The organism is Pseudomonas vancouverensis, assembly GCF_004348895.1.
Taxonomy (GTDB): Bacteria; Pseudomonadota; Gammaproteobacteria; order Pseudomonadales; family Pseudomonadaceae; genus Aquipseudomonas; species Aquipseudomonas vancouverensis.
In genome coordinates, this window is the sequence record NZ_RRZK01000007.1 from 483447 (window position 1) to 496562 (window position 13116).

13 protein-coding genes are annotated in these 13116 nt (G+C 60.0%); 8 read left to right on the forward strand and 5 right to left on the reverse strand.

Translation table 11 applies throughout. The annotated features are described in order from the left end of the window. Positions 1-231 precede the first annotated feature (231 nt). Positions 232-636 (forward strand): acyl-CoA thioesterase, encoded by a 405-nt coding sequence (locus EIY72_RS06685; protein WP_007942704.1) that lies wholly within the window; start codon positions 232-234, stop codon positions 634-636. 57 nt (positions 637-693) lie between these two features. Beyond that, entirely contained in the window at positions 694-1593 is a 900-nt protein-coding gene (locus EIY72_RS06690; protein WP_093228513.1) for a D-hexose-6-phosphate mutarotase, read from the forward strand. Positions 1594-1657: 64 nt separating this feature from the next. On the opposite strand, the gene EIY72_RS06695 is transcribed toward EIY72_RS06690, so the two are convergent. The 4 genes from EIY72_RS06695 to purE all read right to left on the reverse strand — a co-directional run bounded on the left by EIY72_RS06695 (position 1658) and on the right by purE (position 4222). Then, positions 1658-2194, reverse strand: coding sequence for a DUF3299 domain-containing protein (locus EIY72_RS06695; protein WP_093228511.1), 537 nt, complete (start codon positions 2192-2194; stop codon positions 1658-1660). A gap of 89 nt (positions 2195-2283) precedes the next feature. Then, entirely contained in the window at positions 2284-2529 is a 246-nt protein-coding gene (locus EIY72_RS06700) for a GlsB/YeaQ/YmgE family stress response membrane protein (RefSeq protein ID WP_008018299.1), read from the reverse strand. 107 nt (positions 2530-2636) lie between these two features. After that, the gene (locus EIY72_RS06705) at positions 2637-3719 is read right to left on the reverse strand and encodes a 5-(carboxyamino)imidazole ribonucleotide synthase (RefSeq protein ID WP_093228508.1); all 1083 of its coding nucleotides are present in this window, start codon (positions 3717-3719) and stop codon (positions 2637-2639) included. A gap of 11 nt (positions 3720-3730) precedes the next feature. Further along, complete coding sequence (gene purE, locus EIY72_RS06710) at positions 3731-4222, reverse strand: 5-(carboxyamino)imidazole ribonucleotide mutase (RefSeq protein WP_008030713.1); 492 nt, start codon at positions 4220-4222, stop codon at positions 3731-3733. Positions 4223-4603: 381 nt separating this feature from the next. Here purE and EIY72_RS06715 point away from each other — a divergent pair, with 381 nt between their 5' ends. Then, positions 4604-5194, forward strand: a complete 591-nt coding sequence (locus EIY72_RS06715) for a zinc metalloprotease (protein ID WP_093228505.1) — start codon at positions 4604-4606, stop codon at positions 5192-5194. A 21-nt stretch (positions 5195-5215) separates the two neighbouring features. Here EIY72_RS06715 and EIY72_RS06720 read toward each other — a convergent pair whose 3' ends face one another. After that, positions 5216-6124: a LysR substrate-binding domain-containing protein gene (locus EIY72_RS06720; RefSeq protein ID WP_093228501.1), complete on the reverse strand. Its 909-nt coding sequence runs from the start codon at positions 6122-6124 to the stop codon at positions 5216-5218. A gap of 180 nt (positions 6125-6304) precedes the next feature. Between EIY72_RS06720 and aspA the strand changes: the two genes are divergently transcribed. The 5 genes from aspA (at position 6305) to EIY72_RS06745 (ending at position 13116) form a co-directional block, all read left to right on the forward strand. Beyond that, positions 6305-7729, forward strand: coding sequence for an aspartate ammonia-lyase (gene aspA / locus EIY72_RS06725; protein ID WP_093228497.1), 1425 nt, complete (start codon positions 6305-6307; stop codon positions 7727-7729). Positions 7730-8091: 362 nt separating this feature from the next. Next, complete coding sequence (locus EIY72_RS06730) at positions 8092-9525, forward strand: alanine/glycine:cation symporter family protein (RefSeq protein WP_093228494.1); 1434 nt, start codon at positions 8092-8094, stop codon at positions 9523-9525. A 162-nt stretch (positions 9526-9687) separates the two neighbouring features. Beyond that, positions 9688-10692, forward strand: coding sequence for an asparaginase (locus EIY72_RS06735; protein ID WP_093228491.1), 1005 nt, complete (start codon positions 9688-9690; stop codon positions 10690-10692). A gap of 192 nt (positions 10693-10884) precedes the next feature. Continuing rightward, positions 10885-11880, forward strand: a complete 996-nt coding sequence (locus tag EIY72_RS06740) for an AraC family transcriptional regulator (protein WP_093228488.1) — start codon at positions 10885-10887, stop codon at positions 11878-11880. A gap of 204 nt (positions 11881-12084) precedes the next feature. Next, positions 12085-13116: a histone deacetylase family protein gene (locus EIY72_RS06745; protein WP_093228485.1), complete on the forward strand. Its 1032-nt coding sequence runs from the start codon at positions 12085-12087 to the stop codon at positions 13114-13116.

A 13116-nucleotide genomic window follows, 5' to 3' on the forward strand; every position in this document is an offset into this window, starting at 1 on the left:
AGGAGTCTACCGACCGATATACTCGCAGCCTTGCTCCGGTTTTTGCGGGGTTGCTGTGCGAAGACGTCGTTGGCCCAACGTGTATGGCCCAGCCGATTTCGCAGAGTTTCCCTTTAGGCGCCTTACGAAAAACGTGACGAACGTAGTATGTTCGGTGCTGAATCGTTTTTCCCGAAGACGGCTACCACCAGCAGCACCAACGAAGAGTCACGGGTCAGAGGCACCCCCGGCATGATAGAGCTCGAACAAGAAGATCCGATCCCGCAAGGCGACCTGGCCTTGCAAATCACCGCGCTCCCTCGCGAAACCAACGGCTTTGGCGATATTTTCGGCGGCTGGCTGGTGGCGCAGATGGATCTGGCGGGCACCGCGATGGCCAGCAAGGTCGCCGGTGGACGCGTCGCGACCGTGGCCATCGACCGCATGGCGTTTCTGGTGCCGGTGGCCGTGGGCGCCCAGCTCTCCTTCTACACCCAGGCCCTGGAAATCGGCCGCAGTTCGATCAAGATGATGGTCGAGGTCTGGAGTGACGACCCGCTGTCCAGCGAGTGGCGTAAAGTAACCGAAGCAGTGTTTGTGTTCGTCGCCATCGACGGCAGCGGTCGCACCCGCTCGGTGCCTCCGCGCGCCCGTTAAACGCCGCCGTCATTTTGCGGTCGAAGGTCGTCCACGTTTCTGATCGAGAGCTGTCCCATGAGCACGCCCAATGTTGAAGCCGTAAAACTGGATGAACTGAACTGCTGGCGCATCCGCCACGGTCAGGCCGAATTACTGGTGGCCCAGCAAGGTGCGCACATTCTCAGCTATCAATTGGCCGGCCAGCCGCCGCTGATATGGCTGAATGACGAAGCCGTGTTCAAGGCCGGCAAGAGCATTCGCGCCGGCGTACCGGTGTGCTGGCCGTGGTTCGGCGTTTTCGAGCGTAATCCGCAGAGCGTGAAGGCGATGCGCATCGCCGATGACACACCGTCGGCCCACGGCTTTGTCCGAGCGATGGATTGGCAGCTGGGTGGCATCGAAGCCGAAGGCGAAAGCCTGAAGATCGAGTTTCTGCTGCCTTACCCAGAAGGCGGTTTTCCAGGCTGGCCGCACCAGGTTGACTTGAAACTGAGCATTCGCCTGGATGAGCAACTGCACATCGATCTGACCAGCCATAACCGCGGCGCTGAAACCGTCAGCATCAGCCAGGCGCTGCACACCTATTTCGCGGTCAGCGATGTACGCAATGTGCATGTCGAAGGTGTTGATGGCCTGAATTACATCGAGACCCTGGACGACTGGAAAACCAAGACCCAGCACGGTGATCTGCGATTCAGCAGTGAAACCGACCGCATCTACCTTGATGCACCATCACAGTTGAGCATCGTCGATCCTGCCTGGGAGCGGCGCGTACAACTCACGGCCCGAGGCTCGCGTACCGCCGTGATCTGGAACCCGTGGATCGACCGTGCCGCCGCGTTCAGCGACATGGCCAATGACGGCTGGCAGCGGATGCTGTGCATCGAGACGGCGAATGTGATGGATGACGTGGTGCATCTGGCGGCAGATGCCAGCCACACGATGGGCGTCAGCATCGGCTCTAAACCGCTCTAAACCACGCCGCAGGATCCAAAGTGAGAGCCAGCAGGCTGGCTCTCACAGCTGTTTTGCACGGGGGTTAGAGATCGGACTCTTTTACCACCCGCACTTTCGCCGCATCCAGCGCATACGCCGCATCGGCCAGGTCATTGCTGACCTTCTCGATCTTCAGCGTGCCCGTTACCCACAACGGCGTGTAGATGTCGTTCAGCTTCAAGCCTTTCGGATAACGCACCAGCACCAGTTGATTGGGCGGCGGTGGCGGAACGTGGATGCACGCGCCCGGGTACGGCACCAGGAAGAACAGCGTGCTGTTGCCCTTGGCGTCGGTCTCCAGAGGAACCGGATAACCACCGATGCGAATGTTCTTGTCGTTCATCGATGCCACGGTTTTGGTCGAATACATCACCGCCGGCAACCCCTTGGCCTGTTTCATGCCGCCCTTGGCAGTGAAGGTGCCATTGGCTTCCGGAGAGTTGTGATCGATTTCAGGCATGGCCTCGAGGGCTTTCTGGTCCGACTTGGGCATCAATTCCAGCCAGTCGGTTTCCGGCAATTCGCCGGCATGGGCAAAGCCTGCACCCAAGAAAAGTAGAGTCAGCAGAAGACGGCGCATTGAAGTGCTCGGTAAAGGAAGGGACATAAATGGCGGCGAGCATTCTAGCCCTCTCCGTGCGCCGCGCAGAGAGGGCTCGATCGTTTATCTCAGTTCTTTTTGACCAGACCGTAGATCACCAGCAGGATCACCGCGCCCACCAGCGCACCGATGAAGCCTGCGCCCTGACCGGCCTGGTAGATGCCCAGGGCCTGGCCGCCGTAGGTGGCTGCCAGCGAACCGCCGATACCGAGCAGGATGGTCATGATCCAGCCCATGCTGTCATCGCCCGGTTTCAGGAACCGTGCCAGCAGGCCGACGATCAAGCCGATAAAGATGGTTCCGATAATTCCCATGGCATTTCCCTCAATGTGGAGTGGCTATGCCAAAGCCTAGTCAGACTTTGGCATCCTGCCATGAGAGAACGGTGCAACCTGAATGGTTCCACCGCTGCCACATGAAACTATTCGGCGATCAGCGCTTCAACCTTGAGGATCTGCGCCGCCAGTGTCTCGCGATCAGCGCAACGCAGGTTGGCATGACCGACCTTGCGCCCGGCCTTGAACGCCTTGCCATAGTGATGCAGATGGCAATCGGCGATGCTCAGGACCTTCGCGGTATCCGGCACTGTACCGATGAAGTTGAGCATGGCGCTTTCACCGACTTTGGCCGTCGAACCCAATGGCAGGCCGGCAACGGCGCGCAGATGGTTTTCGAACTGGCTGCACTCGGCGCCTTCGGTGGTCCAGTGCCCGGAGTTGTGCACGCGCGGGGCGATTTCGTTGGCCTTGAGGCCACCATCGACTTCAAAGAACTCGAACGCCATCACACCGACATAATCCAGCTGCTTGAGCACGCGGCTGGAATAGTCTTCGGCGAGCGCCTGCAACGGGTGATCGGTACTGGCTACGGACAGCTTGAGAATGCCGCTGTCGTGGGTGTTGTGCACCAGTGGGTAGAAGCGGGTTTCACCATCGCGGGCACGTACGGCGATCAGCGACACTTCGCCGGTGAACGGCACGAAACCTTCAAGCAGGCAGGGAACACTGCCGAGCTCGGCGAAGGTGCCGACCACGTCTTCAGCGGTACGCAGGACTTTCTGGCCCTTGCCGTCATAACCCAGGGTTCGGGTTTTCAGCACGGCCGGCAGACCGATCGAAGCCACCGCAGCGTCCAGGTCAGCTTGCGACTGGATGTCGGCGAACGCCGGGGTCGGAATCCCCAGGTCCTTGAACATGCTCTTCTCGAACCAGCGATCGCGGGCGATGCGCAGGGCTTCGGCGCTCGGGTACACCGGCACGAACTGCGACAGGAACGCCACGGTTTCGGCAGGCACACTTTCAAATTCGAAGGTCACCAGATCGACTTCGTCAGCCAGCTGGCGCAGGTGATCCTGATCGCCGTAATCGGCCTTCAGGTGTTCGCCCAATGCTGCCGCGCAAGCATCTGGCGCCGGGTCCAGAAACGCGAAGTTCATGCCCAGCGGAGTGCCCGCCAGGGCCAACATGCGACCCAACTGGCCGCCACCGATTACACCGATCTTCATCGTCAACAACCTCAGGCGATGCGTGGGTCTGGATTGTCCAGGACGCTGTCTGTCTGCTCAGCGCGGAAGGTTTTCAGCACTTCATGGAACTGCGGGTGCTTGGCGCCGAGGATGCTCGCCGACAGCAGTGCGGCGTTGATCGCGCCCGCCTTGCCGATGGCCAGGGTCGCGACCGGAATGCCGGCCGGCATCTGCACGATCGAGAGCAGCGAATCGACGCCCGAGAGCATGGCCGATTGCACCGGCACGCCCAGCACCGGCAGGTGGGTCTTGGCCGCACACATGCCTGGCAAGTGGGCCGCGCCACCGGCACCGGCGATGATCACCTCGATGCCACGCGCCTCGGCCTCTTCGGCGTACTGGAACAGCAGGTCCGGGGTGCGGTGGGCAGAGACCACCTTCACCTCGTAAGGGATGCCGAGCTTTTCCAGCATATCGGCGGTGTGGCTAAGGGTGGACCAATCGGACTTGGAGCCCATGATCACGCCAACCAGTGCACTCATCGTCGTGCCTCTTCTCTCTGGGCGCCCGCAGGCGCGTCAAAAAACAACAAGCCACGCAGGATGCGTGGCTTGATTGTACGAATTATATGGCCGGTCGTAACCGGCCGAAGGCCGCGCAGTATACCGCAATAACGCAGATAAACAGCCCCTGTTGCGACCATCTGTCATGGAATCGCCAAGGTCGTTAATTTCTGACTATTAAGTCAATAACTTACGCCTCCAATGAACCGCTTATAAGAGGTAATCAAACTTTATAAGATAAATTTCTTACGATCATTAATTTGGTTTTTAGCAGCGCAAGACTTGAAATATTTTTAATCTCGATAGAAAAACCAACTGAAGGTAATTTTAAAAATCACAAACCTCAGCAAGGCATCAACCATGAAAAAACCCATAACAATCATTGTAATTATTCACAACGACCTTCAAGGTTTTTCTCGAGATGAGCTATACGAAAAATACTTCAGCTGGCTCATCACTGAATTGGAGGAGATTTCCGGCCGTCCTGTGCTTATTAAGGGGTTCGATAAAGTTGATGTTCCCGGCCTCTCCGATTTCAACTACAGGAACGACGACCACGAAGCCGCAGCGTTGGGCTGGAGAGAAAAAACACGCGCTCTGTACAATTCTATTTGGCAGCAGCAGAATTTCCATAGCGGACTGGTTAAAATCCTTCTACTCACCCGATATGACATAAATGAAACCCTATGGGGGCTCATTGGAGTTACCCAGGGCGTAACCCATTTTAAAAGCTACGCCGGCATTGCTTCAATAACTTCTGAGCATATAGCTGCACATGAGATAGGGCATATGTTTGGCGCAACTCATGAAGACAGTGAAGTTCGCTTTGAAGGCTGGTGGCAAGACTCCATAATGCTGACTGATCACGGCTCCAAATTCCGTGGAAACAGTTACAGGTTCAGCGACAAAAACCGAAAAAACATTCGCGACCATCTCGAAAAACTCCCGTAATGCTCGAATAAAACGGGTTAATCACACTCCGCCTGAAGTACCACCCTCCAATTTGCGCCACAACAAGCGCACATTGGCCTTGCGCACCAATGCGCAGCGATACAGGCGGATTTCCAACGGTACATGCCATTGCGGGCCACCACAGACCACCAGCTCACCCCGGGCCAGTTCAGCACGTACGCTCAGTTGCGGCACCCAGGCAATGCCAAGGCCTTCCAGGGCCATGCTTTTCAGGCTGTCAGCCATGGCGGTTTCGTAGATGGTGGTGAAACGCAGCGAGCGCTGACGCAACAGACCGTTCACTGAACGGCCGAGAAATGCGCCAGCGCTGTAGGCCAGCAACGGCACGCTGGCTTCTCCTTCAAGGTCGAACAGTGGCTTGCCATTGGCGTCCGCCGCGCAGACCGGGAGCATTTCGGTGTGCCCCAGGTGCATCGACGGGAAGATTTCCGGGTCCATTTGCATGGCCGCGTCCGGGTCATAGAACGCCAGCATCAAATCACAACCGCCTTCGCGCAAGGCATGCACCGCATCGCCAACGTTGGTCGCCACCAACCGGGTGGCGATGTTCAGCCCGTCATTACGCAGTTGCGCAATCCAGCGCGGGAAAAAGCCCAGGGCCAGGGAGTGCGCCGCGGCAACCTGCATGACTTCGCCCTGCCCGCCTTCCAGATGGTGAAGGTGACGCAACACTTCGCCGAGCTGTTCGACCACCGTGCGTGCGGTCACCAAAAAGAGTTGCCCCGCCGCCGTCAGTTCGACCGGCGTGCGCGAACGATTGACCAAGGTCAGCCCCAGCGCCGCTTCCAGGCTGCGAATTCGCCGGCTGAACGCCGGTTGGGTCACGAAGCGCCGCTCAGCTGCTTGCGAAAAACTGCGGGTGGCGGCCAGGGCACTAAAGTCCTCCAGCCATTTGCTTTCCAGATTCATCAGGTCCTCCCGGACACGCACCAATTTAGGTCACACGCTCGCTGTCAAGCCGGCGTCACATGGGCATTATGCCGAATATGCATAGGCCAGTGTTTAACAGCATTGGCCCAAAATTCTCCACAAGCCTAGCATTCGCAGCGTTCCGGCACAGACCGGGTCCATATTGAGATGATTTCTATCATGTCCTCCGCTGCATCATTCCGCACAGAAAACGACCTGCTTGGCGCCCTCGAAGTACCCGCTCAAGCGTATTACGGCATCCAGACCCTGCGAGCGGTGAACAACTTCCGCCTCTCCGGTGTTCCGATTTCGCATTACCCGAAACTGGTTGTCGGTCTGGCGATGGTCAAACAGGCCGCCGCTGACGCCAACCGTGAGCTGGGTCACCTGAGCGAAGCCAAGCACGCTGCCATCAGCGAAGCCTGTGCCCGTTTGATCCGCGGCGATTTCCACGAAGAGTTCGTGGTGGACATGATTCAAGGCGGCGCTGGCACTTCGACCAACATGAATGCCAACGAAGTGATCGCCAACATCGCGCTGGAGGCCATGGGTCACCAGAAAGGCGAATACCAGTACCTGCACCCGAACGACGACGTGAACATGGCGCAGTCGACCAACGACGCTTACCCGACGGCGATCCGCCTGGGTCTGTTGCTGGGTCACGACGCTCTGCTCGCCAGTCTCGACAGCCTGATTCAGGCATTCGCGGCCAAGGGTGAAGAATTCAACCACGTCCTGAAGATGGGTCGTACCCAGCTGCAAGACGCCGTGCCGATGACGCTCGGCCAGGAATTCCGCGCTTTCGCCACCACCATGGGCGAAGACCTGGCCCGTCTGAAGACGCTGGCCCCGGAACTGCTGACCGAAGTGAACCTGGGCGGCACCGCGATCGGCACCGGCATCAACGCCGACCCGCGCTATCAGCACCTGGCCGTTCAGCGTCTGGCGCTGATCAGCGGTCAACCACTGGTTCCAGCCGCCGACCTGATCGAAGCCACCTCGGACATGGGCGCCTTCGTGCTGTTCTCCGGCATGCTCAAGCGCACCGCGGTCAAGCTGTCGAAGATCTGCAACGACCTGCGCCTGCTGTCCAGCGGCCCGCGCACCGGCATCAACGAGATCAACCTGCCAGCGCGTCAGCCAGGCAGCTCGATCATGCCAGGCAAGGTCAACCCGGTAATCCCGGAAGCCGTTAACCAGGTAGCGTTCCAGGTCATCGGTAACGACCTGGCGCTGACCATGGCAGCCGAAGGCGGCCAACTGCAACTGAACGTGATGGAGCCGCTGATCGCCTTCAAGATCCTCGACTCGATCCGCCTGCTGCAACGCGCCATGGACATGCTGCGCGAGCACTGCATCGTCGGCATCACGGCCAACGAAGCGCGCTGCCGTGAACTGGTCGAGCACTCGATCGGCCTGGTCACCGCACTGAACCCGTACATCGGCTACAAAAACGCCACCCGCATCGCCCGTATCGCCCTGGAAACAGGCCGCGGCGTGCTGGAACTGGTGCGCGAAGAAGGTCTGCTCGACGAAGCCATGCTCGCCGACATCCTGCGCCCGGAAAACATGATTGCTCCGCGTCTGGTGCCTTTGAAGGCCTGATCCGACGCGTTACCTGTAGCACCGCTCACCAGGTCGAGGGACTAGACACCTCTCACCTTTTGAGGGCTTGGAGATCACTCTCCAGGCCCTTTTTTTTGCCCGGGTTTTGCGGTGTGGTTCCTGCCCCATCGCGAGCAGGCTCGCTCCCACAGACAAGCATCGGTATAGTGCCGCCCCTCTTCGCGTGAGCGGTCGTCGGTAGCGAGACCACAACCCGTGCGAAATCGAACTAATAACAAACCCGCGATATGAAACCGGGACGAATGTCGACCCGCCCTCTGTGCCGTGCGCCAAGGGGTGTAACTCGATGTGTCTGCCCGGCGTGCATTTCTGCCTCTAAAAAAAACAGCGAGGAATAATCCATGCTCGAAGTCATTAACGACTTCCTCTCAGGGAAAGTACTGATCGTGCTCATTGTCGGGCTCGGTAGTTACTTCACGATCCGCTCGCGTTTCGTACAACTGCGTCATTTCTTGCACATGTTCGCGGTGTTCCGCGACAGCCTCAAAGGCAACGCTGGCCAACTCAGCTCGTTCCAGGCGCTGATGCTCAGCCTTGCCGGTCGTGTCGGTGCCGGCAACATCGCCGGTGTCGGCATCGCCGTGACTCTCGGGGGGCCGGGTGCGGTGTTCTGGATGTGGGTGACTGCACTGGTCGGCATGTCCAGCAGCTTCTTCGAATGCACCCTGGCCCAGGTCTACAAGCGCGCCGACGGCGACGGTCTGTACCGAGGCGGCCCGGCTTACTACATCCAGCACGGCCTGAAGCGCAAAGGCATGGCGGTGGTGTTCTCCATCCTGCTGCTGGTCACCTACGGCTTCGCCTTCATTGGCCTGCAGTCGTACACCGTGACCCATTCGCTGCAGAACGCCTTTGCCTTCGACCCACGCCACACCGGCATCGTCCTGGCAGTGTTGCTGGCCATCACCTTCATCGGCGGCATCAAGCGCATCGCCTCGGTGTCCGACCTGCTGGTACCGATCAAGACCCTGGCCTACATCGGCGTAACCCTGTACGTGATCGGCACGCAGATCGAACACGTGCCCGCCATGCTGGAAACCATCTTCAAAAGCGCCTTCGGCCTCGACCCGGCGTTCGGCGGCCTGCTCGGCAGCGCCATCGTCATGGGCGTGAAGCGCGGCGTGTTCGCCAACGAAGCGGGACTGGGCAGTGCGCCGAACGTCGCCGCAGTCGCTGCCGTGAAGCACCCGGGCGCCCAAGGCGTGGTTCAGGCGTTCAGCGTGTTTCTCGACACGTTCGTGATCTGCACCTGCACCGCGCTGCTGATTCTGTTGTCGGGCTTCTACACCCCGGGCTTCGAAGGTGACGGCATCGTCCTGACCCAGAACTCGCTGGCCGCCGTGGTCGGTGACTGGGGCCGCATGTTCGTCAGTGTCGCGCTGTCGCTGTTCGTCTTCACCTGCATCCTCTACAACTACTACCTGGGCGAGAACAGCCTGCAATTTCTCACCCGCAACCGCGCCGCGCTGATGACCTTCCGCGGCCTGGTGCTGGCGCTGGTGGTATGGGGTTCGATGCAGGACCTTTCGACCGTGTTCGCCTTCGCCGACATCACCATGACCTGCCTGGCCTTCGTCAACCTGGTGGCTCTGGCGATGCTGTTCAAGGTCGGCCTGCGCGTCATGCGCGACTACGACGAGCAGCGCCGCATCGGCGTCAAGCAGCCCGTGTTCGACGCCAGCAAATTTACCGATCTGGACCTGGACCTGAAGGCCTGGCCGACCAATCCACCGGCTGACGCTCAGCCGCAAGGCATCCCCGCAGCGCAACGCTGATCGGTTAAAGTGCGCCATCCCTTGTGGGAAAGTGCGCAATTACCTGTAGGAGCGGGCTAGCTCGCGAAAGCGGTGTTTCAGATGACATTGATGTCAACTGACGCGACCTCTTCGCGAGCAAGCCCCTCCCACACAGGACGTCATTGTTCTCGGAGCGTCTCCATGAATTCCTCGACCTACCCTGCTGCCCAGCACGTCATGGTGCTCTACACCGGCGGCACCATCGGCATGCAGGCCAGCGCCAACGGCCTGGCTCCTGCTTCCGGTTTCGAAGCGCGGATGCGCGAGCACCTGCTCAGCCAGCCGGAACTGGTGGTGCCGCAATGGCGTTTTCGCGAGATGTCGCCGCTGATCGACAGCGCCAATATGACTCCGGCCTATTGGCAGCAACTGCGTGAAGCGGTGTTCGATGCGGTGGATGTGCAAGGCTGCGACAGCGTGCTGATCCTGCATGGCACCGATACCCTGGCCTACAGCGCTGCGGCCATGAGTTTCCAGTTGCTCGGCCTCCAGGCCCGGGTGTGCTTCACCGGCTCCATGTTGCCGGCCGGCGTTCCTGACAGCGACGCCTGGGAAAATCTCGGCGGTGCCTTGGTTGCCCTGGGACAAGGCCTGGCGCCGGGTGTGCATCTGTACTTCCACGGCGAACTGCTGGCACCCACCCGCTGCGCCAAAGTGCGCAGTTTCGGCCGACATCCGTTCAAGCGCCTGGAACGCCAGGGCGGCGGCGTGAAAGCCGCTTCCCTGCCGGTCGCGTTGAACTACAACCAGCCCAAACATCTGGCGAACGTCGCTGTATTGCCATTGTTTCCGGGGATCAGCGCCGGGGTGTTGAACGGCCTGATCGACAGCGGCATTCAAGGCCTGGTGCTGGAGTGCTATGGCAGCGGTACCGGACCGAGTGACAACCCCGAGTTCCTCGCCAGCCTTGCTCGTGCGCGGGACAACGGTGTGGTCGTGGTAGCGGTCACGCAGTGCCATGAAGGTGGCGTAGAACTGGACGTCTACGAGGCTGGCAGTCGCTTGCGGGGTGTGGGGGTTTTGTCCGGTGGCGGCATGACCCGCGAGGCCGCGTTCGGCAAGCTGCATGGTTTGTTGGGTACGGGACTCGATGTGGCTGAAGTACGGCGCCTGATCGAACTCGACCTGTGTGGCGAACTCAGCTGACACACCATCGCCCCAATAGGAGCAAGCCTTTGTGGCGAGGGAGCTTGCTCCCGTTGGGTCGCGCAGCGGCCCCATTGCGTCTGCTTCGCAGCCGAGCGGGAGCAAGCTCCCTCGCCACAGACTCCATCAGGATTGACGCCATCCGGCATGCAACTTGCTGCCGTTTCCAGCATCCCCAGGCTGGAAGTCCCTATGCTCCACTCCCACCTCACTACCCTCAACGCCGTCTCGCTGATCCTCAACACCTTCAAGGCTGAAGGCTTGTCCAGCGAGGCGTTGCTGGCCGGCAGCGGCATCAGCGCCGCGGACCTGAACCGTGCCGACACACGCATCACCACCAATCAGGAGATGCAGGTCTGCGCCAACGCCGTTGCGCTCAAGCACGACATCGGCCTGGAACTGGGCCGACGCATGCACGTGTCCTGCTACGGCATACTCGGTTACGCCCTGCTGACCTGTGCCACCTTCGGTGACGCTTTGCGCCTGGCGATACGTTATCCGGCCCTGCTGGGAACACTTTTCGAGTTGAGCCTGGAGGACGATGGCGAGCGCGTCTGGTTCGTCGCCGCCGATTACCGTGAGAGCCCGGCCATGGCCGTGTTCAACGCCGAATTCTGCCTGGTATCGCTGAAAGTCATCTGTGACGATTTGCTCGGCCACCCGTTGCCGCTGCTCGCCACGCGCTTCGAGCACGCAGCGCCGGATTACCGCGACAGTTATGCCGAGCACTTCGACAGCTCATTGCACTTCGCCGCCAAGGACAATGCGTTTGCCTTCGACCGGCACTGGCTTGATCAGCCATTGCCGCTGGCCGATGTCATCACGCATCAGGCCATGGCCGAACGCTGCCGCAAACAGAATCTCGAGTTCACCGGCAGACAGGCGTGGCTGGGGCGAATCCGCCAGTTGCTCAGCGCGCAATTGAACGCCGCACCGGGCCTGGAAGGCCTGGCCGAACAGATGAATTGCTCTGCCCGTACCCTGCGCCGTCATCTCAAGGACCTGGGTTGCAGCTATCAGGAATTGCTCGATGAGCTGCGTTTCGAACAGGCCAAGCAAATGCTCTGCGAGGATCAACTGCCGATCTACCAGATTGCCGAGGCGCTCGGTTTCAGCGAGACCGCGAGTTTTCGTCATGCATTCGTGCGCTGGAGCGGTGTGGCGCCGAGCCAGTTCCGCCCACATTGATATCTTCTCTGTGGTGGCCGGCTTGCCAGCTCCCACAGGTTTGTATCTTTGACCCACTTCTGGGCAAGCCTGAGCCATTCAGGGGCGAATTTCGGTCAGTTTTTTTGGCCGTATCAATCCCCTTTTGGCCTCTCCTGACGTTCTCCGATTCGCCCTGCGCCGCAACACTGTGTCCAACCGAATCAGCCCTGCGGAGAACAACAAATGCTGACGATCTACTCGGACGATCACCACCTGCATCACGGCCGTTGCGAACTCATTGACGGGCAACTCAAGCCCTGCTTCGAGATGCCTTCGCGTGCCGACCATGTACTGCAACGCGTACAACACCAGAAACTGGGCCCGGTGGAAGCGCCGAAGGATTTCGGCCTTGAGCCGATTGCACGCATCCACAGCCGCGATTATCTCGACTTTTTCAAAGGTGCCTGGGCGCGCTGGACCGAATTCAACACCGACGGCGACCTGCTGCCTTACACCTGGCCAGCGCGCACCTTGCGTGCAATCAAACCGACCAGCCTGCATGGCCAGCTCGGTTATTACAGCTTCGACGGCGGCGCGCCGATCACCGCCGGCACCTGGCAAGCGGCCTACAGCGCAGCGCAAGTCGCGCTGACCGCACAGGCGGAAATCCAGAACGGCGCGCGCAGTGCGTTTGCCCTGTGCCGTCCACCAGGACACCACGCCGCCGGCGATCTGATGGGCGGTTACTGCTACCTCAACAACGCCGCCATCGCCGCCCAGGCCTTCCTCGATCAGGGCCACAAGAAGGTCGCGATCCTCGACGTCGACTACCACCACGGCAACGGCACACAGTCGATTTTCTACGAGCGCAGCGACGTACTGTTCACCTCGATCCACGGCCACCCGGAAGCGGAATTCCCGTTCTTCCTTGGCTATGAAGACGAGCGCGGCGAAGGCGCCGGCGAAGGCTTCAACTTCAACTACCCGCTCGCGGCCGGCTCCGGCTGGGATGTCTGGAGCGACGCGCTGGAACAGGCCTGCAAAGAAATCGAAAGCTACGGCGCCGACATCATTGTCGTGTCCCTGGGCGTCGATACCTTCAAGGACGACCCGATCTCGCAGTTCAAGCTCGACAGCCCGGATTACCTGGCGATGGGCAAGCGCATTGCGGCCTTGGGCAAACCGACGCTGTTCGTGATGGAAGGCGGTTACGCGGTCGAAGAAATCGGCATCAACGCGGTGAACGTCCTCGAAGGTTTTGAAAGCGCACAGTAA